Source organism: Kitasatospora sp. NPDC002965, from assembly GCF_040611255.1.
Classification (GTDB): domain Bacteria; phylum Actinomycetota; class Actinomycetes; order Streptomycetales; family Streptomycetaceae; genus Kitasatospora.
Window position 1 is genome coordinate 106,798 of sequence record NZ_JBEXNT010000009.1, and the last position, 25,230, is coordinate 132,027.

Annotated in this window: 22 protein-coding genes; 16 read left to right on the plus strand and 6 right to left on the minus strand. The window is 73.2% G+C overall.

The annotated features are described in order from the left end of the window. Positions 1-55: 55 nt before the first annotated feature. From ABZY91_RS06535 to ABZY91_RS06560, 6 genes are all read left to right on the plus strand, one after another. Positions 56-2,167, plus strand: coding sequence for a DNA topoisomerase IV subunit B (locus ABZY91_RS06535; RefSeq protein ID WP_329950017.1), 2,112 nt, complete (start codon positions 56-58; stop codon positions 2,165-2,167). 156 nt (positions 2,168-2,323) lie between these two features. Next, a complete protein-coding gene (locus tag ABZY91_RS06540; RefSeq protein WP_355400250.1) occupies positions 2,324-2,809 on the plus strand; it encodes a DUF1453 domain-containing protein in 486 nt (161 codons plus the stop codon). 96 nt (positions 2,810-2,905) lie between these two features. Beyond that, the gene (locus ABZY91_RS06545; RefSeq protein ID WP_355400252.1) at positions 2,906-4,066 is read left to right on the plus strand and encodes a histidine kinase; all 1,161 of its coding nucleotides are present in this window, start codon (positions 2,906-2,908) and stop codon (positions 4,064-4,066) included. Then, on the plus strand, positions 4,063-4,809 hold the full coding sequence (locus ABZY91_RS06550) for a response regulator transcription factor (protein WP_355400254.1): 747 nt from the start codon (positions 4,063-4,065) through the stop codon (positions 4,807-4,809). The genes ABZY91_RS06545 and ABZY91_RS06550 overlap by 4 nt, the downstream gene beginning before the upstream one ends. 127 nt (positions 4,810-4,936) lie before the next feature. Further along, complete coding sequence (locus ABZY91_RS06555) at positions 4,937-5,443, plus strand: DUF485 domain-containing protein (RefSeq protein WP_355400256.1); 507 nt, start codon at positions 4,937-4,939, stop codon at positions 5,441-5,443. After that, positions 5,440-7,176: a cation acetate symporter gene (locus ABZY91_RS06560; RefSeq protein WP_329950022.1), complete on the plus strand. Its 1,737-nt coding sequence runs from the start codon at positions 5,440-5,442 to the stop codon at positions 7,174-7,176. Before ABZY91_RS06555 ends, ABZY91_RS06560 begins: the two co-directional genes overlap by 4 nt. A 130-nt stretch (positions 7,177-7,306) precedes the next feature. Here ABZY91_RS06560 and ABZY91_RS06565 read toward each other — a convergent pair whose 3' ends face one another. Next, the gene (locus ABZY91_RS06565) at positions 7,307-8,212 is read right to left on the minus strand and encodes a sucrase ferredoxin (RefSeq protein ID WP_355400258.1); all 906 of its coding nucleotides are present in this window, start codon (positions 8,210-8,212) and stop codon (positions 7,307-7,309) included. A gap of 205 nt (positions 8,213-8,417) precedes the next feature. Continuing rightward, positions 8,418-10,868, minus strand: coding sequence for a DNA topoisomerase IV subunit A (locus ABZY91_RS06570; protein ID WP_355400260.1), 2,451 nt, complete (start codon positions 10,866-10,868; stop codon positions 8,418-8,420). A 251-nt stretch (positions 10,869-11,119) separates the two neighbouring features. On the opposite strand from ABZY91_RS06570, the gene ABZY91_RS06575 reads away from it, so the two are divergent. The 3 genes from ABZY91_RS06575 to ABZY91_RS06585 all read left to right on the plus strand — a co-directional run bounded on the left by ABZY91_RS06575 (position 11,120) and on the right by ABZY91_RS06585 (position 15,462). Then, positions 11,120-12,523 (plus strand): pitrilysin family protein, encoded by a 1,404-nt coding sequence (locus ABZY91_RS06575; RefSeq protein ID WP_355400262.1) that lies wholly within the window; start codon positions 11,120-11,122, stop codon positions 12,521-12,523. 20 nt (positions 12,524-12,543) lie between these two features. Then, complete coding sequence (locus ABZY91_RS06580) at positions 12,544-13,911, plus strand: pitrilysin family protein (protein WP_329882681.1); 1,368 nt, start codon at positions 12,544-12,546, stop codon at positions 13,909-13,911. A 357-nt stretch (positions 13,912-14,268) separates the two neighbouring features. Next, the gene (locus tag ABZY91_RS06585) at positions 14,269-15,462 is read left to right on the plus strand and encodes an RtcB family protein (RefSeq protein ID WP_355400264.1); all 1,194 of its coding nucleotides are present in this window, start codon (positions 14,269-14,271) and stop codon (positions 15,460-15,462) included. 95 nt (positions 15,463-15,557) lie between these two features. Here the strand turns inward: ABZY91_RS06585 and ABZY91_RS06590 are convergent, their stop codons facing one another. Then, positions 15,558-16,073, minus strand: coding sequence for a MarR family winged helix-turn-helix transcriptional regulator (locus tag ABZY91_RS06590; protein ID WP_355400266.1), 516 nt, complete (start codon positions 16,071-16,073; stop codon positions 15,558-15,560). A 119-nt stretch (positions 16,074-16,192) separates the two neighbouring features. Here ABZY91_RS06590 and ABZY91_RS06595 point away from each other — a divergent pair, with 119 nt between their 5' ends. After that, positions 16,193-16,906: a DUF4386 domain-containing protein gene (locus tag ABZY91_RS06595; RefSeq protein WP_329882623.1), complete on the plus strand. Its 714-nt coding sequence runs from the start codon at positions 16,193-16,195 to the stop codon at positions 16,904-16,906. 343 nt (positions 16,907-17,249) lie between these two features. Here ABZY91_RS06595 and ABZY91_RS06600 read toward each other — a convergent pair whose 3' ends face one another. Further along, positions 17,250-17,879, minus strand: coding sequence for a helix-turn-helix domain-containing protein (locus tag ABZY91_RS06600; protein ID WP_329882624.1), 630 nt, complete (start codon positions 17,877-17,879; stop codon positions 17,250-17,252). Between the two features lie 183 nt (positions 17,880-18,062). On the opposite strand from ABZY91_RS06600, the gene ABZY91_RS06605 reads away from it, so the two are divergent. Together ABZY91_RS06605 and ABZY91_RS06610 are read left to right on the plus strand one after the other, a co-directional pair. Next, complete coding sequence (locus ABZY91_RS06605; RefSeq protein ID WP_329950026.1) at positions 18,063-19,070, plus strand: medium chain dehydrogenase/reductase family protein; 1,008 nt, start codon at positions 18,063-18,065, stop codon at positions 19,068-19,070. A gap of 130 nt (positions 19,071-19,200) precedes the next feature. After that, complete coding sequence (locus ABZY91_RS06610) at positions 19,201-19,467, plus strand: hypothetical protein (RefSeq protein WP_329882626.1); 267 nt, start codon at positions 19,201-19,203, stop codon at positions 19,465-19,467. Between the two features lie 96 nt (positions 19,468-19,563). On the opposite strand, the gene ABZY91_RS06615 is transcribed toward ABZY91_RS06610, so the two are convergent. Together ABZY91_RS06615 and ABZY91_RS06620 are read right to left on the minus strand one after the other, a co-directional pair. After that, positions 19,564-20,220, minus strand: a complete 657-nt coding sequence (locus tag ABZY91_RS06615) for a response regulator transcription factor (RefSeq protein ID WP_329882627.1) — start codon at positions 20,218-20,220, stop codon at positions 19,564-19,566. A 124-nt stretch (positions 20,221-20,344) separates the two neighbouring features. Further along, on the minus strand, positions 20,345-21,208 hold the full coding sequence (locus tag ABZY91_RS06620) for a histidine kinase (RefSeq protein ID WP_329882628.1): 864 nt from the start codon (positions 21,206-21,208) through the stop codon (positions 20,345-20,347). 488 nt (positions 21,209-21,696) lie between these two features. Here ABZY91_RS06620 and ABZY91_RS06625 point away from each other — a divergent pair, with 488 nt between their 5' ends. From ABZY91_RS06625 to ABZY91_RS06640, 4 genes are all read left to right on the plus strand, one after another. Next, a complete protein-coding gene (locus ABZY91_RS06625) occupies positions 21,697-22,683 on the plus strand; it encodes a thiamine pyrophosphate-dependent dehydrogenase E1 component subunit alpha (protein ID WP_355400269.1) in 987 nt (328 codons plus the stop codon). Positions 22,684-22,790: 107 nt separating this feature from the next. Next, positions 22,791-23,768 carry an alpha-ketoacid dehydrogenase subunit beta gene (locus tag ABZY91_RS06630; protein WP_329882630.1) on the plus strand — a complete coding sequence of 326 codons (978 nt, stop codon included), beginning with the start codon at positions 22,791-22,793 and terminating at the stop codon, positions 23,766-23,768. 86 nt (positions 23,769-23,854) lie between these two features. Next, the gene (locus tag ABZY91_RS06635) at positions 23,855-24,361 is read left to right on the plus strand and encodes a quercetin 2,3-dioxygenase (protein ID WP_355400271.1); all 507 of its coding nucleotides are present in this window, start codon (positions 23,855-23,857) and stop codon (positions 24,359-24,361) included. 197 nt (positions 24,362-24,558) lie between these two features. Continuing rightward, positions 24,559-25,158, plus strand: a complete 600-nt coding sequence (locus ABZY91_RS06640; protein WP_329882631.1) for a TetR/AcrR family transcriptional regulator — start codon at positions 24,559-24,561, stop codon at positions 25,156-25,158. The last annotated feature ends 72 nt before the right edge of the window (positions 25,159-25,230 follow it).

Below are 25,230 nucleotides of genomic sequence, written 5' to 3' on the forward strand. Positions count from 1 at the left end.
CGGACCCGTCCGGACGTGACCGATGAGACAGAGACTTCACCGAGGAGAGTGCCGCGTGAGTGCCGAAACGACCGTGCCGTCCGCTCTGCTGGCCGGTGACGACGGTTCCAACTACACCGCTCGGCACCTGCTCGTCCTGGAGGGCCTGGAGGCGGTCCGCAAGCGCCCGGGCATGTACATCGGCTCCACCGACAGCCGCGGCCTGATGCACTGCCTCTGGGAGATCATCGACAACTCCGTCGACGAGGCGCTCGGCGGCTACTGCGACCGGATCGAGGTCGTGCTGCACGACGACGCCTCGGTCGAGGTCCGCGACAACGGACGCGGCATCCCGGTGGACGTCGAGCCCAAGACCGGGCTGTCCGGCGTCGAGGTCGTCATGACCAAGCTGCACGCCGGCGGCAAGTTCGGCGGCGGCTCCTACGCGGCCTCCGGCGGTCTGCACGGCGTCGGCGCCTCGGTCGTCAACGCGCTCTCCGCCCGGCTGGACGTGGAGGTCGACCGCAGCGGTCACACCCACGCGATCAGCTTCCGCCGCGGCACCCCCGGCATCTTCACCGAGACCAGCCCGGACGCCCCGTTCGAGCCGGCGAACGGCCTGACCAGGGTCCGCAAGGTGCCCAAGACCCGCACCGGGACCAGGATCCGCTACTGGGCCGACCGGCAGATCTTCCTCAAGGACGCCAAGCTCGCCCTGGAGAGCCTGCACAGCCGGGCCCGGCAGACCGCCTTCCTCGTCCCGGGGCTGACCATCGTCGTCCGTGACGAGAGACTGACCGAGAGCGACAAGGTCGAGGAGACGACCTTCCGCTTCGACGGCGGCATCACCGAGTTCTGCGAGTTCCTGGCGCCCGACAAGCCGATCAGCGACGTGCTGCGGCTCAACGGCGAGGGCACCTTCAAGGAGACCGTGCCCGTCCTCGACGACCTCGGGCACATGACGCCCACCGAGGTCACCCGCCAGCTGGAGGTGGGCATCGCGCTGCGCTGGGGCACCGGTTACGACACCACCCTGCGCTCCTTCGTCAACATCATCGCCACCCCCAAGGGCGGCACCCACGTCACCGGCTTCGAGCGCTCGCTGGCCAAGACCGTCAACGAGGTGCTGCGGGCCAGCAAGCTGCTGCGCGTCGCCGAGGACGACGTCACCAAGGACGACGCGACCGAGGGCCTCACCGCGGTGGTCACCGTCCGGCTCGCCGAGCCGCAGTTCGAGGGCCAGACGAAGGAGGTGCTCGGCACCTCGGCGGCCAACCGGATCGTCGCGGCCGTCGTCGCCAAGGAGCTCAAGGCGTTCCTCACCTCGGGCAAGCGCGACGAGAAGGTCCAGGCCCGGGCCGTGCTGGAGAAGGTGGTCGCGGCCGCCCGGACGCGCGTCGCCGCCCGCCAGCACAAGGAGGCCCAGCGCCGGAAGACCGCGCTGGAGACCAGCTCGCTGCCGGCGAAGCTGGCCGACTGCCGCAGCGACGACGTCGACCGCAGCGAACTCTTCATCGTCGAGGGGGACTCCGCGCTCGGCACCGCGAAGCTGGCCCGCAACTCCGAGTTCCAGGCCCTGCTGCCGATCCGCGGCAAGATCCTCAACGTGCAGAAGGCGTCCGTGAGCGACATGCTCAAGAACACCGAGTGCGCGGCGATCATCCAGGTGATAGGGGCCGGCTCGGGCCGCACCTTCGACATCGACCAGGCGCGCTACGGCCGGGTCATCTTCATGGCCGACGCCGACGTCGACGGGTCGCACATCCGCTGCCTGCTGCTGACGCTCTTCCAGCGCTACATGCGGCCGATGGTCGAGCAGGGGCGGGTCTTCGCGGCCGTGCCGCCGCTCCACCGGATCGAGCTCACCAACCCCAAGCGCGGGCAGGAGAAGTACCACTACACCTACTCCGACGCCGAGCTGCGTTCCACCCTGCTGGAGTTCCAGCGCAAGAACCTGCGGTGGAAGGACCCGGTCCAGCGCTACAAGGGCCTCGGCGAGATGGACGCGGACCAGCTGGCGGAGACCACCATGGACCCGCGCCACCGCACGCTGCGCCGGATCAACCTGGGCGACCTGGACCAGGCCGAGAAGGTCTTCGACCTGCTGATGGGCAACGACGTCGCGCCGCGCAAGGAGTTCATCGTGGACTCGGCGGCCACCCTGGACCGCTCGCGCATCGACGCCTGAGCACCGCCGCGGACCGCAGGGCCCTCCACCCGTGGGTGGAGGGCCCTCGTGCTGCCGGGTCCACCCGGTGTCCACCCCGGCTCCGATCAGCGGGGGCGGCCGGATCCGTAGCGTCGGAGAGGTCAGCCCGCCCCTCCCGCCCGTACGGAGAACCCGATGCCCGACCTCGTCAACATCGTCGTGATCGTCGCGGTGACGGTCCTGGTGGTCGGACGCCAGATGCGCGCCCGGCGCCTCGACACCGAGCGACGCTCCTGGCTGCTCCCGCTGGTCCTCGGCGGGCTCGCGCTGCGTGATCCCCGGCTGGTCGACGCCGGGCACCCGGTGGCCTCCGTCGTGCTGCTGGTCGGCGGGCTGCTGGCGGTGCTCGCGGCGGGCTGCGCGTGGGGCTGGACCGTCCGGCTCTGGAAGGCGGAGGACGGCACGCTGTGGGCCCGCGGCACCCGGGCCACGGTGGCGGCCTGGTCGGGCATGGTCGTCGTCCGGCTCGGCCTGTTCGGTGTCGCCTCGGCGCTCCACGTGCACCAGGGCGGCAGCGTGCTGCTGCTCGGGCTCGCGGTCCTGCTGCTGGTGAGGTCGCTCGTGGTGAACTGGAGGGCGCGGGACCTGGCGGGCACCGGCGGCGGCGCCGTGACCGGCTGAGCGCTCGCCCGGGCGCTCGGCCGCGGCAGGGCGCGCAGGGCTCTCCGTCCGGTCGTCCGCCCCGATCGTGACCCCGTCGACCTCCGGAGAAGAACCGTGCCCGAGTGGAGCTGGACCCGCTGGCCGTCCCGTGAGGCGCTGGAGCGGGAGGCCGGGAGCCCGGCCCGCCGGACCCTCACGATGCTCGGCCGGGCCGCCCTGCTCGCCGCCGTGACCTGGGGGACGTTCTCCCGCGGGGAGTACGGGGGCTGGGCTGTCGTGGCCGCCGCGGCGGGGCTGGCGGCGGCCCTCGGGGTGTGCGCGGCCTACCTGCGCGTCAGCCGGGAGCAGCGGCTGGCGCCCTCGCTGGTCCTCGCCGCGGTGCTGGTCGGCGGTGCCTGGTCGGCCGAGGGCCTCCAGGCCCACCTGCTGGCCGGCGTGCTCTGGGTGGGGCTCGCCGTCACCGCCGTGGTGCGGCTGCCGGCCGGTCCCGCGGTCGTGGTCGCGGCGGTCGCGCTCGCCTCGTACGCGGCGGCGGGCTGGGAGGACCGGTTGAGCGTCACGGTCACCGTCTGCGGCCTCGCTGTGCTCGGCTACCTGCTCCGGCTGGACGCCGAGGCGCGGGGGACCGCCCGGCGGCTGCTCGCCCAGGAACGGGCGGCGCGGGCCGCCGAGGCGGAGAGCGCGGCACTCGCCGAACGGGCCAGGATCGCCCGGGAGATCCACGACGTGCTGGCCCACAGCCTCTCCGCCCAGCTGGTCCACCTGGAGGCGGCCCGGCTGATGCTGGACGCCGGCACCGACCGGGAGCAGATCCGGGAACGGGTGGTGGCCGCCCGGCGGATGGCGCAGGACGGCCTGGTCGAGACCAGGCAGGCGCTCTCCGCGCTGCGCGGCGAGCTGACGCCGGTCGGTGAGTTCCTGGTCGAGCTGACCGGCCGGGAGCGGGCGGTGCTCACCGTCACCGGGACACCGCGCCCACTGCCCGCGGAGGCGGGGCTCGCGGTACGGCGCACGGCTCAGGAGACGCTGACCAACGTGCGCAAACACGCCCCCGGCGCACGCTGCACCGTCGAACTGCGCTACCTGCCGGGAGAAGTGGAACTGGAGGTGCGCAACGGGCGGCCCGCGCGTGGCGACGTGCCGCCGGAGCTGGCCGGTAGCGGCGGCGGGTACGGTCTGCTCGGGATGCGCGAACGCGCGGAACTGCTCGGCGGCACCCTGCTGGCGGGCCGTCACGAGGGAGGATGGCGCGTGCTGCTGCGGGTGCCGGCGTGAGGACGGATGCGGGACCGGGCGCGGAACCGGGTGCGGAGCCGGGGGCGGGGTCGGTCCGGGTGGTGGTCGCGGACGACCAGACGGTGGTGCGCGAGGGCATCGTGATGCTGCTCGGGCTGCTGCCCGGTATCGAGGTGGTCGGCGCGGCGGCGGACGGCGAGGAGGTCGTCGCCCTGGTCGAACGGCACCGTCCGGACGTGGTGCTGATGGACCTGCGGATGCCGCGCTGCGACGGCGTCGAGGCGACCCGGCGGATCCGTGCGGCCCACCCGGGGACCGAGGTGGTGGTGCTCACCACGTACGCCGACGACGACTCGCTGTTCCCGGCGCTCCGGGCCGGTGCGCGCGGCTACCTGACCAAGGACGCCGGCGCGGAGGAGATCGCCCGGGCGATCTCGAACGTCCGCGCCGGGGCTGCCGGGCTCTCCCCGCAGGTGCAACTGCGCCTGCTGGACCGGCTGGCGGCCGGAGGCGAGGACCCGGCCCCGGGCGGTGGAGCGGCGCGCGACGGCGCGGCGGCCGAGCGGCAGGCGGACCCGCCGGACGGGCTGACCGCGCGGGAGGCCGAGGTGCTGGGACTGATCGCCGAGGGGTTCTCCAACACCGAGATCGCCCGGCGGCTGTTCGTCAGCCCGGCCACCGTGAAGACGCACATCAACAACCTGTTCGCCAAGACCGGCGTGCGGGACCGGGCGCAAGCGGTCGCGTACGCCTTCCGAAAAGGAATCACCGGGACGCCCTAGTAGTCCGATGAGCGTCTGTCGGATGATCGCTCACCTTATCGAGTGAACGTATCTGCGTTGGCGGTTTGGCGGGTTCGGGCGCCGCCATCATGGTTCGGGACACAACCCCCCGGGTCCAGGAGCAGCGGTGCCACAACAGCAGACGAGCAGTCCCGAACAGGGACGGCAATCCGAGCAGGGGCAGCGATTCGACTGGTGGGCCGAGCCCGCAGCCGTCCCCGGACAAGCGCCGCGACCGACGCACCGGGCCCCGGCGGACGGACCGGGGACGGACGGACCGGGGGCGGAGGATCCGGAGACCGGCAGACCGGAGCCGGACGGCAGTACCGAGGTCTACCGCTCGGTCCAGCACAGCGAGGCCTTCCAGCAGATCCGCCACAGCTACCGCGCCTTCGTCTTCCCGGTCAGCGGCGTCTTCCTCGCCTGGTACCTGATGTACGTGGCCGCCCAGGCGGTCGCGCCCGGCCTGATGCGGAGCCCGGTCGCGGGACCGGTCAACGTGGCCTGGCTGCTCGGCCTGCTGCAGTTCGCCTCGACCTTCCTGCTGACCTGGCTCTACGCCCGCAACGCCCGCACCAAGCGCGACCGGGCCGCCCTGTCGCTCCGCTGGGACACCCAGGACCAGCTGCGATGACGACCGCGACCCCGCCGCCCGTCGCCCCCGCCGGCGACCACCACGACCTGGCCGTCGTCCTGTTCGCCGTCATCGTCCTGGTCACCCTGGCGATCACCCTCTGGGCCGGTCGCCGAGGCAGCGCCGCCGAGGACTTCTACGCCGGTGGCCGCGACTTCACACCGTTGCAGAACGGCTTCGCGCTCTCCGGGGACTACCTCTCCGCCGCCTCCTTCCTCGGCGTCGCCGGGCTGATCGCGCTGTACGGGTACGACGGCGTGCTCTACAGCATCGGCTTCCTGGTCGCCTGGCTGGTCGTGCTGATGCTGGTCGCCGAGCTGGTCCGGAACGCCGGCCGGTACACCCTCGCCGACGTGCTGGCCCTGCGGCTGCGCCGGCGCAAGGTCCGCGCGGCGGCCGGTGGCGCCAGCGTGGTCGTCACGCTGTTCTACCTGGTCGCCCAGATGGTCGGCGCGGGCAGCCTGGTCGCCCTGCTGCTCGGGACGAACAGCGCCCAGGCCCGGACCTGGACCATCGTGGCCGTCGGCGGTCTGATGATCGTCTACGTCACGGTGGGCGGGATGCGGGCCACCACCTGGATCCAGATCGTCAAGGCGGTCCTGCTCGTCGCCGGGTCGGTGCTGCTGACCGTGCTGCTGATGGTCCGGTTCCACGGTGACGTCGCCGAGTTGATGCGGCAGGCCGCCCAGCACAGCGGCGCCGGCCAGCGCTACCTGGAACCCGGGCTCAAGTACGGACACAGTTTCACCAGCCGACTGGACTTCTTCAGTCTCGGGCTGGCCCTGGTGTTGGGCACCGCCGGGCTGCCGCACATCCTCTCCCGCTTCTACACGGTGCCGACCGCGCGGGCCGCCCGGCGCTCCACGATGTGGGCGATCGGGCTGGTCGGCGGGTTCTACCTGATGGCCATCGCGCTCGGCCTGGGGGCCACCGCGCTCGTCGGCTCGGCCGAGGTGCGGCACGCCAACCCGGCGGGCAACACGGCCGTTCCGCTCCTGGCCCTGGTGCTCGGCGGCGGCAACGGCTCGACCGGCGGGGTGCTGCTGTTCGCGGTGATCTCGGCGATCGCCTTCGCCACCATCCTCGCCGTGGTCGCCGGGCTCACCCTGGCCTCCTCGGCGGCGTTCGCCCACGACATCTGGGCGGGGGCCTGGCGGGGCCGTCCGCGCCGTTCGCGCGGCCTCCGCGCCCGGCGGGCCGCCGTCCCAGCCTCCCGACGGGCGCGGGGCGAGCCGGCGAACGGGGCGTCGGCGGCCGTGGAGTCCTCGGGCACGATCGCGGTCGCGGAGCGGAAGGAGGTCGGCGTCGCGCGGGTCGCGGCGGTGGGGATCGGCGCGGTCGCCATCGCGCTCAGTCTCTTCGCGCAGCAGTTGAACGTGGCCTTCCTGGTCGGACTGGCCTTCGCCGTCGCCGCCTCGGCCAACCTCCCGGTGCTGCTCTACAGCCTGTTCTGGCGGCGGTTCACCCCCCGCGGCGCGGTCTGGTCGGTGTACGGCGGGCTGATCCCGGCGGTGGTGCTGGTGATCTTCTCGCCGGTCGTCTCGGGGACCAAGGTGGCGTTGTTCTCCGGGGTCGACTTCCACTGGTTCCCGCTGGAGAACCCGGGCATCGTCTCCATCCCGCTCGGGTTCCTGGCCGGGTGGATCGGCACCCTCACCTCGCCGGAGCCGGCCGATCCGGACCGGTACGCGGAGCTGGAGGTCCGGGCCCTGACCGGGGCGGGGGCCGCGTAACGGGCACCGGCCGCGCAGGCGGGCGCGACCCCGGCGGGTCCTGGTGGACCCGCCGGGGTCCTTCCGTGCCCGGCTCCCGTCGCGTCGCTACCGCCGGCGTTTCCGTTGGCGCTACCGCCGGCGCCAGCGCTCAGCGCTGCCGCACCGCCGCGACGTCCATCCGGGACGGTGTGGCCGCCGCCTTGCCGCAGCTCTCCGCGCGGGCCGGCTCGCTCACACCCTCGACCACCTCGACCTCCCAGGACCGGCCGTCCTCGTGCCGGACCTCGACCAGCCAGCGGCCCTCACCGTCCGGCCGCCGGGCCGCCACGGTCAGCGCGTCCACCCTGGTCTCGCCCGTCGACACCCGTACCGCGTGGTCGGCCGCCTGGCCCGGACGGTCCCAGCCCGAGCAGCCCCGCGACCACTCCGGGACCATGTGGCCGACGGCCGTCGCCGACAGCACCTCCTTGGCCGCCTCCGGCGTCAGCCGCCCGTACGCGTACCCGTACGGGAGCACCAGCATGGTCGGGGAGAACCGGTGCCCGCCCAGGTGCGTCACCTCCCACACCTCGCTGTGCCCGGCGACGGCCAGCTCGGCCGCCAGCGGGCGGCCCAGCAGCGCGCAGCACCGGTCCCGGCGGCCGTTGGTGCACACCAGGGCGATCGGTCCGCCGACGTGCGGCACCCCGAAACCGCCGTGGTCGCCCGCGCCCAGCGCCGCGAAGTCCAGTCCCAGCAGCTCGGCGGGGTCGCTCACCGCGGACCGGCGCACCCACCCGCGTCCCGGCACGGCGTGCGCGATCAGCACCTCCTGCCGCAGGGTCGGCAGGCAGTCGGCGTGGCGTCCCGGCCGCCGGATCAGGGCCACCCGCACCCCGGTCCCGGCGGTCGCCGCCTCCAGGGCCCGCCCCGTCGCGGCGTCCAGATGGCTCTCGGCGAGCGCCTTCGCCCCCCACGGGCCGGTCTGCTCGACCAGCAGCCAGGTGGTGGCGGTGGCCGCCGTGGCGGCCAGCGGCTCCGACAGTTCACGCGACAACGTCGCACAGGTGCTCACGCCGGTAAGGCTACCCTCGCCCGTCGTGCGGAGGCGGATCGGATCTTCGCGCCGGCGCCGGGTTCGGGGAGGCCGGGAGCCGGTTTCGGCGGGAGGCCTGCGACGCCGGGGAAGCCCCCCGACGGGGATCCGGAGGAGCCGGAAGAGCCCGGAGGGGCCCGGACCCCTCGGTCCGGGCCCCTCCGGGCTCTTGGCGGGGCGCGCGTCAGGCGGGTCCGGCGACGGTGTCGATCGGAGTGGTGACGGGGGTCCCGGAGCCGTCGCGGCGCGGGTCGCGCTCGGGCAGGTCGACCGGGGCGCCCTTGGCGGTGGTGGCGCGGGCCGGGGCGGGGCCGGCCCAGGCGAACGTGAGGGCGTCCTCGCCGCGCAGGAAGCGCTGGCAGCGGACACCGCCGGTGGCGCGGCCCTTGCGCGGGTACTGCTCGAAGGGGGTGACCTTCCAGCTGGACTGGGCCTCGCCGGTGAGGGTGCCGGAGGCACCGGCGACCGAGACGACCACCGCGTCGACGGCCGGGTCGACGGCGGTGAAGGAGAGCACGCGGGCGCCGTCGGAGAGCTTGATGCCGGCCATGCCGCCGGCCGGGCGGCCCTGCGGGCGGACCTGGCCGGCGGGGTAGCGGAGCAACTGGGCGTCGGAGGCGATGAAGACGAGGTCCTCCTCGCCGGTGCGCAGCTCGACCGCGCCGATCACCTCGTCGCCGTCCTTGAGCGCGATCACCTCGAACTCGTCCTTGTTGGCGGGCCATTCGGGGACCACCCGCTTGACGACGCCCTGCACGGTCCCGAGCGCCAGACCGGGGGAGGACTCGTCCAGCGTGGTGAGGGCGATGGCGCGCTCGCCGGTCTCCAGGCGCAGGAACTCGGTGACGGCGGCGCCGCCCGCGAGGGTGGGCGAGGGCGTGGGCGGGAGCGCCGGCAGGTCGATCACCGGCAGGCGCAGGACACGGCCGGCGCTGGTGACCACCCCGACGTCGGCGCGCGCGGTGCTGGGCACCGCGGAGACGATCACGTCGTGCTTGGCGCGCTTCTCGGAGAGCTCGAAGGGCTCGCCGTCGGCGGTGCGGGCGAGCAGTCCGGTGGAGGAGAGCAGCACCCGGCACGGGTCGTCGGCGACCTCCAGCGGCACGGTCAGGGAAGCGGCCGGCGCGGCGCCGGCCTCCAGCAGGACCGTCCGCCGCTCGGTGCCGAACTGCTTCGCCACGGCGGCGAGTTCGGTGGAGACGACGCTGCGAAGCCGGGTGTCCGAATCGAGGATCTCGGTCAGCTCGGCGATCTCGGAGTTGAGCTTGGCCTGCTCCTGCTCCAGCTCGACCCGGTCGAAGCGGGTGAGCCGGCGCAGCGGGGTGTCGAGGATGTACGCGGTCTGCGTCTCGGAGAGCGAGAAGCGCTCGATCAGGCGCTCCTTGGCCTGGGCGGCGTTGTCGCTGGACCGGATGAGGGCGATGACCTCGTCGATGTCGACCAGGGCGACGAGCAGGCCCTCGACCAGGTGCAGCCGCTCCTGCCGCTTGCGGCGGCGGAAGTCGCTGCGGCGGCGGACCACCTCGAAGCGGTGGTCGACGTAGACCTCCAGCAGCTCCTTGAGGCCGAGGGTGAGCGGCTGGCCGTCCACCAGCGCCACGTTGTTGATGCCGAAGGTCTCCTCCATCGGCGTCAGCTTGTAGAGCTGCTCCAGCAGGGCCTCGGGGACGAAGCCGTTCTTCACCTCGATGACGAGGCGCAGTCCGTGCTCGCGGTCGGTGAGGTCCTTGACGTCCGCGATGCCCTGCAGCTTCTTCGCGTTGACCAGGTCCTTGATCTTCGCGATGACCTTCTCCGGGCCGACGTTGTACGGCAGCTCGGTGACCACGATGCCCTTGCGGCGGGCGGTGACGGCCTCGATCGTGCTGGTGGCGCGGATCTTGAAGGTGCCGCGGCCGGACTCGTAGGCGTCCCGGATGCCGGAGAGGCCGACGATCCGGCCGCCGGTGGGCAGGTCCGGGCCCGGCACGAACCGCATCAGGGTGTCGAGGTCGGCGCTGGGGTGCTTGATCAGGTGCCGGGCGGCGGCGACCACTTCGGAGAGGTTGTGCGGCGGCATGTTGGTGGCCATGCCGACGGCGATCCCGGTGGCGCCGTTGACCAGCAGGTTGGGGAAGGCGGCCGGCAGGGCCAGTGGCTCCTGCTCGCTGCCGTCGTAGTTGGGCCCGAAGTCGACGGTCTCCTCGTGGATCGACTCGACCATCGCCATCGAGGCGGCGGTGAGCCGCGACTCGGTGTACCGCATCGCGGCCGGCGGGTCGTCGTTGCCGAGCGAGCCGAAGTTGCCGTGGCCGTCGATCAGCGGCAGCCGCATCGAGAACGGCTGGGCCATGCGGACGACGGAGTCGTAGATGGAGGCGTCGCCGTGCGGGTGCAGCCGGCCCATCACCTCGCCCACCAGGCGGGCGCACTTGACGTGGCCGCGCTCCGGGCGCAGTCCCATCTCGTTGGCCTGGTAGAGGATTCGACGGTGCACCGGCTTGAGGCCGTCCCGGGCGTCCGGGAGTGCTCGGGAGTAGATCACCGAGTAGGCGTACTCAAGGAACGAGCCCTGCATCTCGTCCACGACGTCGACATCGAGGATGCGCTCCTCGAAGTCTCCGGGCGGCGGGGTCTGCGAACTGCGGCGGGCCATCGCGGCGGGGCTCCCTTACGTCTCGCTTGCGTCTCGTCTTCGCTGTGGTGTCGCCGGCTGTCGTCGGGTGGTGTCAACAGGGCTCAGCGCCCCCATTGTGGACCCTCGCGCCGACAGTCCCGGCCAGCGCCCCTCTTCCGCCCCTGGCGAACGCCCTGTCCGCGCGGACACATCCACGCCATTCGCGCGTTGCACCACAATGGGGGACGCCACACGAACCCCGACATCGACGACGGGAAGGACCCGAGCGCATGGCCAACCCGGCCCCCGCCTCCCAGCGAGGCATCGCCATCACCGAGCACCGCCTGGCCAACGGCCTGCGCGTCGTCCTCTCCGAGGACCACCTGACGCCGGTGGCCGCGGTCTGCCTCTGGTACGACGTCGGCTCCCGGCACGAGGTGAAGGGCCGTACCGGACTGGCCCACCTGTTCGAGCACCTGATGTTCCAGGGGTCGGCCAACGTCTCCAACAACGGCCACTTCGAGCTGGTCCAGGGCGCCGGCGGCTCCCTGAACGGCACCACCAGCTTCGAGCGGACCAACTACTTCGAGACCATGCCGGCCCACCAGCTGGAGCTCGCGCTCTGGCTGGAGGCGGACCGGATGGGTTCGCTGCTCGCCGCCCTCGACGAGACGTCGATGGAGAACCAGCGCGACGTCGTGAAGAACGAGCGGCGCCAGCGGTACGACAACGTGCCGTACGGCACCGCGTTCGAGAAGCTCACCGCGCTCTCCTTCCCGGACGGCCACCCGTACCACCACACCCCGATCGGCTCGATGGCCGACCTGGACGCGGCGACCCTGGAGGACGCCCGGGCGTTCTTCCGCACGTACTACGCGCCGAACAACGCGGTGCTGTCCGTGGTCGGCGACATCGACCCGGAGCAGGCGATCGCCTGGGTCGAGAAGTACTTCGGCTCGATCCCGGCGCACGACGGCAAGCAGCCGCCGCGCGACGGCGCCCTGCCGGACACCGTCGGCCGGGAGGTCCGCGAGCTGATCCGCGAGGACGTCCCGTCCCGGGCGCTGATGGCCTCCTACCGGCTGCCGCACGACGGCACCCGCGAGGCGGACGCCGCCGACCTGGCGCTGACCATCCTCGGCAGCGGCGAGTCCAGCCGGCTGTACAACCGGCTGGTCCGCCGCGACCGCACCGCCGTCGCGGCCGGCTTCGGCCTGCTCCGGCTGGCCGGTGCGCCCAGCCTGGGCTGGCTGGACGTCAAGACCTCGGGCGACGCGACCGTCGAGCAGATCGACGCGGCCGTCGACGAGGAGCTGGCCCGGTTCGCCGCCGAGGGTCCGACCCCGGCCGAGCTGGAGCGGGCGCAGGCGCAGATCGAGCGCGAGTGGCTGGACCGGCTCACCACGGTGGCCGGCCGGGCCGACGAACTCTGCCGCTTCGCCGTGCTGTTCGGCGACCCGAAGCTGCTGAACGACGCCCTGCCGAAGGTCCTCGACGTCACCGCCGAGGAGGTGCGGGCGGTCGCCGAGTCGCGGCTGCACCCGCAGAACCGCGCGGTCCTGGTGTACGAGCCGACCACGGCCGACGACGCCGGGACCGGTGTCGCGACCGACACCGAGGACGCCGACACCGAGGCCGCCGCCGGCCAGACCGCTGCCACCGCCGAGACCGACGAGGAGGGTGCCGCCGTATGAGCACCGACTACGTCCCCGCCATGACCTTCCACCCCCAGCCCGAGCCGGGCACCCCGAGTCCGTGGGCGTTCCCCGCCCCCGAGCGCGCGGCCCTCGGCAACGGCATCACCGTGCTGCACTGCCACCGCCCCGGCCAGCAGCTGGTCGCCGTCGACGTGCTGCTCGACGTCCCGCTCGCGGCCGAGCCGGAGGGGCTGGACGGCGTCTCGTCGATCCTGTCCCGCGCGCTCAGCGAGGGCACGGACACGCTCACCGCGGAGGAGTTCGCCGCCGAGCTGGAGCGGGCCGGCGCCACCCTGGACGCCCACGCCGACCACCCGTGCATCCGCGTCTCGCTGGAGGTCCCGGCCTCCCGGCTGGCCCGCGGCCTGGACCTGCTGGCCTCCGCGCTGGGCAGCCCGGCGCTGCCGGAGGGCGAGATCGAGCGGCTGGTCGCCAACCGCCTGGACGAGATCGTCCACGAGCAGGCCAACCCCGCCCGCCGGGCCGCCAAGGCGCTCTACGCCGAGCTGTTCGACGCGGCCGACCGGCTCTCCCGCCCGCGCAGCGGCACGGCCGAGACGGTCAAGTCGATCGACCGGGCCGCCGTCCGGGCGTTCTACGAGGCGCACGTCCGCCCGGCCACCACCACGGTCGTCGTGGTCGGCGACCTCACCGGCACCGACCTGCCGGCGCTGCTGGAGTCCACCCTGGGCGTCTGGAAGGGCACCCCGGCCGAGCCGGCCGCGCACGCGCCGGTGACCGCCGACGACACCGGCCGGGTGATCATCGTGGACCGGCCCGGCTCGGTCCAGACCCAGCTGCTGGTGGGCCGGATCGGCCCGGACCGGCACGACCCGCGCTGGGCCGCCCAGATCCTCGGCACCTACTGCCTGGGCGGCACGCTCACCTCCCGGCTGGACCGGGTGCTGCGCGAGGAGAAGGGCTACACCTACGGCGTGCGGTCGTTCGCCCAGCCGCTGCGCTCGGCGGCCGACGGCACCGGCCGGGCGCTGCTGGCGATCAGCGGCTCGGTGGACACCGCCTCCACCGCTCCGGCGCTGGCCGACACCTGGACCATCCTGCGCACGCTGGCCGCCGAGGGGCTCACCGACGCGGAGCGCGACGAGGCCGTGCAGTTCCTGGTCGGCGTGGCCCCGCTGAAGTACGAGACGGCGGGCTCGGTGGCCGCGACCCTGGCCGACCAGGTGGAGCAGCACCTGGCGGACGACTTCCAGGCCGAGGTCTACCGGCAGCTGGCCGAGCTGCCGACGGCGGCGGCGACCGCGGCCGTGGTCGAGGCCTTCCCGCCGGACCGGCTGGTGACCGTCCTGGTCGGGGACGCCGCTGCGTTCGCGGACCAGGTGCGGGAGCTGGGCATCGGAGAGGTCACCGTGATCAGCGCCTGACGAGGGCCTGATCAGCGCCCGGGCCGGTGCCCGGGCGGGCCCCGGCAGGGCCGGAACGAGGCTGTGGGCAGGGCCCGGTGGAGCGTGCGTGCGCTCCACCGGGCCCTGCGCGTTATTTCCCTTGCGGCCACCGCGCGGGGCGTGGGTAGATAGCTCCCGGCACCCGGTACACACACGGAGAGGAGGCGGTCACCATGCGGGTCGAGCAAACCGTTCGGCGCTCCCCGAGACTGTCCTCCCGATGCCCCTCGGCCGCCTGAGCGCAGCCACCCCCTGACATCCCCCGGGCCGCTCCGGGATTCTTCGCGCGGCACCCACCTAGGCTTGAACCAACCGACCCCAGGAGGTCGTTCCACCATGTCGTACACCGAGGTACCCGGCGTCCGGGTCCCGATCCGGATGTGGACCGATCCGGCCACCGTCGAGGGCCAGGCGATGCAGCAGCTGCGCAACATCAGCTCGCTGCCCTGGCTGCACGGGCTCGCGGTCATGCCCGACGTCCACCTGGGCAAGGGCGCGACGGTGGGGTCCGTGATCGCGATGCGCGGTGCCGTCTGCCCGGCGGCGGTCGGCGTCGACATCGGCTGCGGGATGAGCGCGGTGAAGAGCTCGCTCACCGCCGAGGACCTGCCGGACGACCTCTCCCGGCTGCGGACGCGGATCGAGCAGGCGATCCCGGTCGGGCGCGGTCTGCACAGCGACCCGGTCGACCCCGGCCGGCTGCACGGCGTCCCGACCGGAGGGTGGGACGACTTCTGGCAGCGGTTCGAGGCGGTGGCGCCGGAGGTGAAGTGGCGCCGCGACCGCGCGGCGCAGCAGATGGCGACGCTCGGCGGGGGCAACCACTTCATCGAGGTCTGCGTCGACGACGGCGGAGCGGTCTGGCTGATGCTGCACTCCGGGTCGCGCAACATCGGCAAGGAGCTGGCGGAGCACCACATGGGCGTCGCGCAGTCCCTGCCGCACAACCAGGGGCTGATCGACCGTGACCTCGCGGTCTTCATCGCGGACACCCCGCAGATGGCGGCCTACCGGCAGGACCTCTTCTGGGCGCAGGAGTACGCCAAGCGCAACCGGGCGCTGATGATGGCGCTGCTCCAGGACGTCGTCCGCCGCGAGTTCGCCAAGGCGAAGGTCGCCTACGACGAGGTGATCAGCTGCCACCACAACTACGTGTCGGAGGAGCGGTACGACGGCGTCGACCTGCTGGTGACCCGGAAGGGCGCGATCAGGGCCGGAGCCGGCGACTACGGGATCATCCCGGGTTCGATGGGCACCGGTTCGTACATCGTCCGCGGGCTGGGCAACGAGGCGGCGTTCAACTCGGCCTCGCACGGGGCCGGCCGGAAGATGAGCCGGACCGCCGCCAAGAAGCGGTTCACCACCCAGGACCTCGCCGAGCAGACCAAGGGCGTGGAGTGCCGCAAGGACTCCGGTGTGGTGGACGAGATCCCGGGTGCGTACAAGCCGATCGAGAAGGTGATCGAGCAGCAGCGGGACCTGGTCGAGGTCGTGGCGCACCTGAAGCAGGTCGTCTGCGTCAAGGGCTGACCCCCGGTCGCCCGAGTGCACGAGCACGCGAGCACGTGCGGACATGTGGGCCCCCGACTCCGGTCGGGGGCCCTTGCGCGTCCGGAGCCCGGCGTTCAGACGTGGTCGCGCTTGGGGTTGAGCCGCCGGTAGCCGGGGTGCACCCCGGCGGTGAGGTGCTGCGCCTCGGCGACGCGGCGCAGCAGGCCGGCCAGGACGACGCGTTCCTGCTGGTCGAGGCCGGTGCAGATGGCCTCCTCGTGGGCGAGCGCCGCCTCGGCCAGTCCGCGCATCAGCTCCTCGCCCTTGGGCGCGAGGTAGAGGTCCTGGAACCGGCGGTCCTTGGGGTTCCGCCGGCGCTCGACCAGCCCGCGCGCCTCGATGGCGTCAATGAAGGCGACGAACCGACTGGGTGACATTCCCAGCCGCCGTGCGAGTTCCTGCTGGTGCAGGCCGGGGGAGAAGGCGACGGACCTGAGCAGGCCCGCCTGGGCGGGCGTGAGGTCGAGCTCGGCCACCCGCTGGGCGAAGGCCTGAGCTGCGTGTTCACCCAACTGTGAGAGAAGAAAAGCTACTTGTGCTCCCTGCTGGCCGCGGTGGAGCGACGGGGCGCGGTCGGGAGTTTCGGTCATGGAAACACGATACCAGTGGACAATGATGTCCCCTAGTGAACTATTCTAAAGTCGGAACTACCGGTGCCGATCCTGTCCGGCGCCGGCCCAAGCGACCCGTTTCGACTGGAGTGCCCATCATGACCACGACATCCGCGGCACCGGCCGCCTCCGCCCGGCGCCAGCAGTCAGGCCCCCCCTTGCTGCTGCCCGCCGTGGCGTTCGCGGCGCTGATGGTGGTGTCCATCGTGTTGTCCCGCCAGACCCCGTTGCCCACCGACTCGGCGGCCGACACCCTGGCCTACTTCCGCGACCACGAGACTGCCGCCCGGGTTGCCGGGACGCTGCAGTTCGGCGCCTCACTGCCGCTGGCGGTCTGGGCCGCGATCGTCTACCAGCGGCTGCGCCGACTCGGCGTGAGCGCCCCGGGCCCGGGCATCGCCCTGGTCGCCGGTGTGCTCTCGGCGGTCTCGATGGCGACCTGCGGTCTCACCGTCTGGGCCGCGTCGCGCGCCGGCGGCCTCGGTGACGCGCCGCTGGTCCGCGTGCTGACCGACCTGCTCTTCGCCACCGGCGGCCCCGGGCACGTCGTCCCGTTCGGCGTGATGCTGGCCGGCGTGGCCGTCCCGATGCTCCTGCTGGGCTTCGGCCCGAAGGGCTTCGCCTGGACCGGCCTGGTGCTCGCCGGGATCGGCGTGCTGGGCACCCTGGCGCTGCTCTCCACGAGCCTCGGGTTCTTCCTGCCGATCGGCCGCTTCGGCGGTCTGATCTGGCTGATCGCGGCCAGCGTGATCCTGCCCAAGCAGCGCCCGCGCCGCACCGCGGGCTACGAGGGTGACGGGGTCGAGGCCTGAGGTACCACTGACCGACCGGTCGGCGGAAACGCCGGCCGGTCCCGACTGCTCCGGTACGGCGGCGGCCCGGCACCTCGTAGGTGGTGCTCCGAGGCAGGGCCGCCCCGGCCGGGGGAGAGCGGCGGGGAGCGTGGCGCCGGGAGGCGCGGCGGACCGGTCGCGACCGAGCGGGCCGCGGGGCTCGTGAGGAAAAGGGAAGGCGGCGCGGCGGCGTCCTGGGGAGGAAGGCCGCCGCGCCGCCGGCCGCCGTTCGGCGACCGGAGGGGGGTCGCCGGGCGGCGGGGGGTTCGGGACGCGAGGGGCGGGTGACGGGCCCTGGGGCGCGTGGTGCGCCGGCCGGGCGTCAGGAAGCCGCGAGCCGGCGGTCGAGAACGGCGAGAATCAGCTCCTCGATCCGGCGGGCGACCGCCGAGGTCTCACCCTCGGGACCGGCCAGCAGGTCGAAGGTCTCGAAACTGGTGAGCATGAACAGCAGCTCGACCAGTTCCTCCAGCTCGGCCTCGCCGACCTCGGCGTCCCGGTCGGCGAGCAGCCGGCCGAGGACCACCTGGAGGCCGCCGCGCCGACGCTCGCCGCGGCTCTGCAGCGCCGTGTCCAGCTCCGGATCGAGGATGCCCAGGCCGCGGAGCCGGCGCAGGGCGATCCGCCCGGATCCGTAGAAGCCGCTGAGGACGTCGAGGATCGCGGAGAGCGCCTCCCGCCCGCTGGGCCGCATGAAGGCCGCGGGCATTCTGTCCATTCCGCCGCGCAGCGCCAGATCGTCGAAGAGCGCCTCCAGCAGGCCGGTCTTCGAGTCGAACTGGTAGTAGACGGTCATCCGCGCCACCCCGGCGGTCTTGGCGACGGCGTCCATGCTGAACGAGGCCGGGCCCTTCTCCCCGGTCAGCAGCTCGCAGGCGGCTTCCAGAATGCGGGTGCGGGTCTGCTCGGCGGCTACCTGGCGTTGGCCGGCTCGGTACTGGCGTGGGCTCATGGGCTGTTGACGTCTCCTGAGGCGGGTGCTATCACATTCATTGTACACTCAGTCTATATAAAAATACGGGGGCAGGGAACGGCCTGGCGGCCGGCTCCCGTGACCGTCCGCCCCCACGGAGGACCAGTGCCACTCCTTCCATGACGTCTCTCCACTGCGGAGGCCACGATGAGGTACCGCCACGTGAGTGTGCCGAGGCTCGGCGGAGCCGAGGTCCTACGGCTGTCCAGCGAAGAACTCCCGGCCCCGGCCGTGGGTCAGGTCAGGGTCAGGGTGCTCGCCGCCGGCGTCTCCTACGGTGACATTCTGCTACGCGCCGGGGTCATCCCCGGCGGGCCGAAGCGTCCCTTCACCCCCGGATACGACCTGGTGGGCGAGGTCGACCAGGTGGGCCCGGGCACCCGGGCCCCCGCAGTGGGGCAGCGGGTGGTCGCACTGGTGCGAAGCGGCGGTTACGCGGAGTACGCGATCGTGCCCGCCAACCGGCTCGTCGAGCTGCCCGAGGGGGTGGACCCGGTCGAGGCCTCCGCGCTCGCGCTCAACTACTTCATCGCGCAGCAGATGCTCCACCGGGTCGCCCGGGTGCGGCGGGGCGGGACGGTCCTGGTGCACGGCGCGTCCGGCGGCGTCGGCACCGCCTTCCTGGAGCTGGCGGCGCTCGCCGAGGTGACCGTCTACGGCACCTGCTCGGGTGCCCGCGCCGACCAGGTGCGACGGCTCGGCGGCCACCCGATCGACCGGGACACCGAGGACTTCCTCCGGGTGGTGCGCGGCCTGCCGGGCGGCGCGGTGGACGCGGTCTTCGACCCGGTCGGCGGACCGCACTTCCTCCGCTCCTACCAGGCCGTCCGGCGCGGCGGAGTGATGGTCGGCTACGGCCAGAACGCCGCGCTGCGGGGCGGCAAGCCGGACCTGCTGGTCGGTGCCCAGGGGTTCCTGGGCGGCATCGTGCTGCCCAAGCTGCTCCCGGACGGGCGGCGGACGCTGTTCTACAACGCCTGGAGCCTGGAGAAGTCCCAGCCGGCCGCGTACCAGCAGGACCTCGCGACCGTCCTGGAACTGCTGCAGAAGGGGCTGGTCAACCCGCGGGTGGGCCGCACCATGGCGCTGGACGAGGCGGCCGACGCGCACCGCGCGATGGAGACCGCGGCCGTCAGCGGGAAGATCGTCCTGGTCCCGGCTCCGGCGTAGCGGGCCGGGACGGGGCCAGGAAACTTTCCCAGCGCGATGGGGATTCCCGCCCCATGACGGTGGGACGGCAGGTCACCAGGATGGCGGTAGCACCGCTTCCCCCCGCTGCCGTCCCGCCGGAGGCCTTCCGATGCGATCCGCTCTGCGCCGTGCCCACCGTCGTCTCCTGCTGCGCCGGTGGGCGCGGCGCTCCGGCCGGTACCTGGCCGACGGCATGATCTGGCTCGGGCTGGCCATGGCCCCGCTGACCTCGCCCTCGGCGCTGCCGGGCGCGCGCCGGCCCGAGCCGGTGCTGCCGCCGCCGGGTGTGCCGGACTGGCACCCGGAGCGGGCCGGTGCCGAGGCCGCCCCGTTGAGCCGGAACGAGGCCGAACTCTGGGCGCAGCTGGAGAGGTGACGGCACCCCGGCCGGGCCGGCCCACCCCGGGCCGGTCCGCTCCGCCCCGGGGCAGGTCCGCGGGCAGGTCCGCGGACCTGCCCGCAGGGACGGGCGCTAGCTGCCGAGCCCGGCCCGCCGGGCCCGGACCGCGGCCTCGGCGCGGTCGGTGACCTGCAGCTTGCTGAAGATCCGGGAGAGGTAGTTGCGCACCGTCTTCATCGACAGCCCGAACTCGTTGGCGATGAAGGAGTTGTTGCGGCCGTCCGCCAGCATGGTCAGGACGGCCATCTCCCGGGGAGTCAGGTCGGGGAACGGCTCGCGCTCCGGAGCCGGTCGCCTGACCTGGGCCAGCAGGTGGGCGGCCGCCTCCGGGCCGAAGAGGGCCCCGCCCTGGCTGACGGCGGTGATGGCCCGGCGCACGTCGTCCAGGCCGGCGCCCTTGACCAGGTAACCGCGGGCACCGGCCCGGACCGCGGCGACGATGGAGTCGTCGTTGTCGTCGGCGGTCAGCATCACCACCGCGACCCGGGGGTGGCGGGCGAGCAGGGTGCGGGTCGCCTCGATGCCGTCGGTGCCCGGCATGCTGATGTCCATCAGGACGACGTCCGGGGCCAGGCGTTCGACGGCGGAGAGCACGTCGGCGCCGCTGGAGGCCTCGCCGACGACGGTCAGGGAGTCGATCCGGTCCAGGAGTTGGCGTAAACCAGCCCGGAAAAGCTCGTGGTCGTCGACCACGAGGATACGAAGGTTTCGAGGCGCGACCGGGTCCATGGGAGCTCCTAGGAGAGGGTGCGGATAGCGGGAACCCGGGGGACGGGCCGGGGGCGGCACGGGTCGGTCGGACACGGACTCCGCCGTACCGACGGGCCGTGGGAGAAAGGCGGGAACGCGTGGGTCAACCGGTCCGGTCCGCGTCGCCGGTGAGCACCGAGTGCGGCAGTCGCACCCGGATCACGGTGCCGTGCGGGGCTCTGGTCTCGACCGAGAAAATCCCGCCGAGTTCCCTGGTGCGGACACACATGGACGGCAGTCCTATTCCGCCGACGGAACCGCTGGAAATCCCCACCCCGTCGTCCTCGATCGAAAGGTCGAGGCCGTTCCGGCCGATGGAGGCCGAGATCCGGCAGACGGTGGCCTGGGCGTGCCGTGCGACATTGGCGACGGCTTCGCCGGAGATATTCTTCAATTCGTTCTGGACACGGTCCGGGAAACCGTCGACGAGGGTCGGCAGCTCGGTGACGAAACGGAGCCGACCGGCCCCGGCCTCCTCGAACGCGCGGACCTGCCGGTGCAGGAACTGGCGCAGCGTGCCGGGACTGGGCGTGGACCGGGACTCGGACGTGTCGAGGTCGCGGATCACCTGCCGGACGTCGGCGATGGCGGTGCTGACGTCCTCCCGGGCCTGGGCCAGCAGGGCCGGGGCCTGGTCGGCGTCGCCGGTCAGCGAGAGGCCGGCCAGCTCCATCCGCATGTGGAGGGCGGCAAGCCTGGGGGCGAGCGAGTCGTGCAGCTCGCGGCGGACCCGACGGCGCTCGTCGAGCCGGGCGGCGTCGGCCGGACAGGCGGGCTCCGGCTCGTCGGCCCTCGCCCCGTCCGGCCGGCGGCGCGGATGGGACAGCGCCAGATGCAGCCAGGACAGGGTGAAGGGGCCGGGCGCGGGCGGCGGAGCGGAGTCCTTCGGCCGGCCGCCGCGTGGTTCCGGGGCCGGTGGCAGGCCGGCGGCGCCGAGACCCGTGACCAGCCCGATGAGGGTGCTCACCAACCGTCCGATCCGGTCGGAGGTGTTCCGTTCACCGCGCGTAGCGAGTGTCGCCACGCCGTCCATGGCCAGGCTGGTTGGTCTTCGGTCTTCCCCGCCGGAGGTTTTGGCTATCTGATCCAGCATGGTTCCTGAAATCCCCCCGTCGCTCGCGTCGAACCCACAGTGCACGGGCGTTTCTGGCGCGGGGAAAAGGAATTCGTCGGACATACGCGCAAACCGGCACGGCGAACCCCGCACAAACGGTCCGTCGCGTGTTCTGTGCCGTGATCCCAATCCACCCGGGACAAGACCTTAGGCGGGCTGTTGCACAGGGCGCAAGGGTGGGCGGGGGGAGTGGTGTATGGCGCCGTGGCGGATTCGGACACTTGGTTGCACCCATGTGAGTGAGCACTTACCCTCATGGGAGTCGGGCCACGAGCGCGGCCGGCGACCGGGTCGCGCGGCGACTCGCCGGCCGTCCCCCGGAGAGCCGAGGAGGCGACCCCATGGGCACATCCCGTACCACACGTCTGACGGTTGATCAGATCGCTGAGATCTACCGGACGATGAGCATGATCCGAGCTTTCGAGGACCGTCTGCACGGGCTGGCGAAGAACCTGCCCGGCGCGGTCCACCTCTACAGCGGACAGGAGGCCGTCGCGGCGGGCGTCTGTGCGGCGCTCGCCCCGGACGACTACCTGGCCAGCACCCACCGCGGCCACGGTCACGCCATCGCCAAGGGCTGTGACGTCGAGGCCATGATGAAGGAACTGCACGGGCGCCCCGACGGCCTCTGCGGCGGCAAGGGCGGCTCGATGCACATCGCGGACTTCGACCGCGGCATGCTCGGCGCCAACGGCCTCGCCGGCGGCGGCGTGCCGCTCGCCTGCGGCGCCGCCCTGACGGCCCGCCAGCAGGGCACCGGACAGGTCGCGGTGGCCTTCACCGGTGACGGCGGAGCCAACCAGGGGGCGGTGCTGGAGAGCCTGGTGTTCGCCCGCATGCTCGACCTGCCGGTGGTGTTCGCCGTCGAGAACAACGGCTACGCCCAGGCGACCCCCGCCGACCGGCACTTCTCCGGCACCGACATGGCCCAGCGCGCGGCCGGGTTCGGCATCCCCGGCGCGGTGGTCGACGGCTACGACGTCCTCGCCGTGCACGCCGCCACCACCGAGGCGGTCGAGCGCGCCCGGGCCGGCGACGGGCCGACCGTCCTGGAGTTCCGGGCCGAGCGGTTCCACGGCCACATGGAGCTCTGGGACGACCAGTCCTACCGCCCGAGCGCGGACCCGGACCGGCTCCGTGCCGACTCCGACCCGCTGCTGCTGCTCCGCGCCCGGATCGCCGACGGCACCGCCGCAGGGCCCGCCGCCTTCGAACTGGACCGGATCGACCGGGACGTCGCCGCCCTCGTGGAGGCCGCCGTCGCGGCCTCGGCGGAGCCGTTCACGGTGGACCGGGCGAGCCTGCTCACGGACGTCTACACCCGCTGACGCGCGCGGCCTTCGACGCGTCCGCCCGCGGGCGCGCACGGCCTTGGACGAGTCCGCCCGCCGACCGGCGCCGGCCGGTCGGGACCACCTCCGGAGGAGAGAGTCACGTGCGTACCATCACCTACCAGCAGGCCATCGGGGAGGCGCTCGCCCAGCAGATGCGCTTCGACCGCTCCGTGGTCCTGATGGGCGAGGACAGCACCAACGCGTGGGGCCCGACCAAGGGCCTGCACATCGAGTTCCCGGACCGCGTGCTCGACATGCCGATCACCGAGGCGGCCTTCGTCGGCGCCGCGGTCGGCGCCGCGGCGACCGGCCTGCGCCCGGTGGTCGACCTGCTCTTCGTCGACTTCGCCACCGTCTGCTTCGACCAGATCGCCAACCAGGCCGCCAAGCTGCGCTACATGTCCGGCGGCAAGGTCTCCGTGCCGCTGGTGCTGCGCGCGATGTGGGGCACCGGCCTGCGCCGCGGCGCCCAGCACTCGCAGGCGCTGCACCCGCTCTTCGTCCACCTGCCCGGCATCAAGGTGGTCGCGCCGTCCAACCCGTACGACGCCAAGGGACTGATGGCGCAGGCGCTGGTGGACGACGACCCGGTGCTCTTCCTGGAGCACAAGATGCTCTACTTCGCGCCCGGCCCCGTCCCCGAGGAGCCGTACGCGATCCCGTTCGGCACGGCCAAGGTGGTCCGCGAGGGCGCGGACGCCACCGTGGTCGCGATCGGCCGGATGGTCTCGGTCGCGCTCACCGCCGCCGAGCGGCTGGCCGCCGAGGGCGTGGACGTCGAGGTGATCGACCCCCGGACGCTCTCGCCGCTGGACACCTCGACCATCTACGCCAGCGTCGAGAAGACCGGCCGCCTGGTCGTGGTCGACGAGGCGCACCCGCGGTGCAGCCTGGCCACCGACATCGCCGCCCAGGTCGCGCAGGACCGTTTCGCGGCGCTGCGCGGACCGGTCAGGATGGTCACCGGGCCGCACGCGCCGGTGCCCTTCAGCCCCGAGCTGGAGGACGCCTTCGCGCCCGGACCGGACGAGGTGGTGGCCGCCGTCCTGGCCACCAGCGCCGTCCGCACCGCGGCCTGACGCTCCGTCCGATCAGGCGCTCCATCAGTTTCCGCACCGTTTCCGAGCGGTCCCGCGCGCGGGACCGCCGACCGAGGAGGAACCGAGTGACGTCCCAACCGTTCGTGAAGCAGCCCGACGAGGGTCGCGCCATCTGGCACGTGGGCGCCCTGCTCAAGTTCAAGGCGACCGGCGCCGAGACCGACGGCCAGTTCTGGCTCGCCGAGCAGCTCTCGCCGGCGGGCTACGCCTCGCCCGTCCACCTGCACACCCGCGAGGACGAGTTCTTCATCGTCCAGGAGGGCGAGATGGTGCTGCGGATCGGCGACGACGAGCACAAGGTCGGCCCGGGTGCCACCGTGTTCGCGCCGCGCGGCATCGCCCACCAGTACCGGGTGGAGACCGAGGGCACCCGGTTCCTGGTGCTCGGGACCCCGGCCGGCTTCGAGGAGTGGTTCTTCCAGACCGGCGAGCCGGCCACCAGCCTGGAACTCCCCCCGCCGCTCCAGGGCCCGCCGGACTTCGCCCGGCTGCTGGGCGCGCTGGAGCCGCTCGGCGTGCAGCTGGTCGGGCCGCCGCCCGGGCTGGGCGGCCCCGCCGGACCGCCCCGCTGAGCGGTGCCGCGTCTGGACAGTGCCGCGCCGGCCCTGCCGTCCAACCGGGCGGCAGGGCCGGCGCCGTGCGTACCGGAGCCGGCCACGGACCGGCCCGAACGGGTGAGCGGGCGCTCACCTACACGCTATCCTTCGGTAACCACTCCGCAGTCGCGGACCGGGACGACCCCGGCCGCACCCGTCCCTTCGGAGCCTTCATGAGTATGCGCGAGCAGATCGTCGACGCCGCCGAGCGGGTGATCCGGGACCTCGGCCTGGCCCGCTGCACCACCAAGGAGATCGCGGAGGTGGCGGGCTGCTCCGAGGGCACCATCTACCGGCACTTCCGCAGCAAGGAGGACGTCTTCCTGGCCGTCCTGGCCGAGCGGCTGCCCGGGCTGCTGCCCGTGCTGCGCGCCCTGCCGGAGGAGATCGGCACCGAGGGGGAGGTCCGCGCGACCCTCCAGCAGGTGGCCGAGGAAGCGCTCGCCTTCTACCGGGAGTCGATGCCGATGCTGCTCTCGGTCTTCGCCGAGCCCAAGCTGCTCGACCGGCACCGGGAGTGGATGCGGGCCAACAACGCCGGCCCGCACCGGGCCTCCGAGCTGCTGGCCGACTACCTGCGCCGGGCCCAGCGGGTCGACGTGGTCAGCCGGGACGCCGACCCGATGGCCGCGTCCCAGCTCCTGCTCGGCGCCTGCTACCTGGCCGCGTACGGGGGCGTGTTCGCCGCGCCGTCGGCCGGCCAGGAGGCGCTGCGCGAGGCGGAGGCCTTCGTCCGGCAGCTGTGGCGGACGCTGGCCCCGGCGCCCGTGTAAGCACCGGCCCGGCCCCTGCGGGCCCGTCCGGACCGGTCCGTCGCCCGGCGAGCAGTGCCGGGCGGCGGACCT

What these genes read in the sequence shown, in the direction of transcription:
- ABZY91_RS06540 (WP_355400250.1), top strand. Translation starts at nt 2,324, where the DNA reads ATGCCCGACCTCGTCAACATCGTCGTGATCGTCGCGGTGACGGTCCTG.
- ABZY91_RS06560 (WP_329950022.1), top strand. Translation starts at nt 5,440, where the DNA reads ATGACGACCGCGACCCCGCCGCCCGTCGCCCCCGCCGGCGACCACCAC.
- ABZY91_RS06570 (WP_355400260.1), bottom strand. Translation starts at nt 10,868, where the DNA reads ATGGCCCGCCGCAGTTCGCAGACCCCGCCGCCCGGAGACTTCGAGGAG.
- ABZY91_RS06575 (WP_355400262.1), top strand. Translation starts at nt 11,120, where the DNA reads ATGGCCAACCCGGCCCCCGCCTCCCAGCGAGGCATCGCCATCACCGAG.
- ABZY91_RS06580 (WP_329882681.1), top strand. Translation starts at nt 12,544, where the DNA reads ATGACCTTCCACCCCCAGCCCGAGCCGGGCACCCCGAGTCCGTGGGCG.
- ABZY91_RS06585 (WP_355400264.1), top strand. Translation starts at nt 14,269, where the DNA reads ATGTCGTACACCGAGGTACCCGGCGTCCGGGTCCCGATCCGGATGTGG.
- ABZY91_RS06590 (WP_355400266.1), bottom strand. Translation starts at nt 16,073, where the DNA reads ATGACCGAAACTCCCGACCGCGCCCCGTCGCTCCACCGCGGCCAGCAG.
- ABZY91_RS06595 (WP_329882623.1), top strand. Translation starts at nt 16,193, where the DNA reads ATGACCACGACATCCGCGGCACCGGCCGCCTCCGCCCGGCGCCAGCAG.
- ABZY91_RS06600 (WP_329882624.1), bottom strand. Translation starts at nt 17,879, where the DNA reads ATGAGCCCACGCCAGTACCGAGCCGGCCAACGCCAGGTAGCCGCCGAG.
- ABZY91_RS06610 (WP_329882626.1), top strand. Translation starts at nt 19,201, where the DNA reads ATGCGATCCGCTCTGCGCCGTGCCCACCGTCGTCTCCTGCTGCGCCGG.
- ABZY91_RS06615 (WP_329882627.1), bottom strand. Translation starts at nt 20,220, where the DNA reads ATGGACCCGGTCGCGCCTCGAAACCTTCGTATCCTCGTGGTCGACGAC.
- ABZY91_RS06625 (WP_355400269.1), top strand. Translation starts at nt 21,697, where the DNA reads ATGGGCACATCCCGTACCACACGTCTGACGGTTGATCAGATCGCTGAG.
- ABZY91_RS06640 (WP_329882631.1), top strand. Translation starts at nt 24,559, where the DNA reads ATGAGTATGCGCGAGCAGATCGTCGACGCCGCCGAGCGGGTGATCCGG.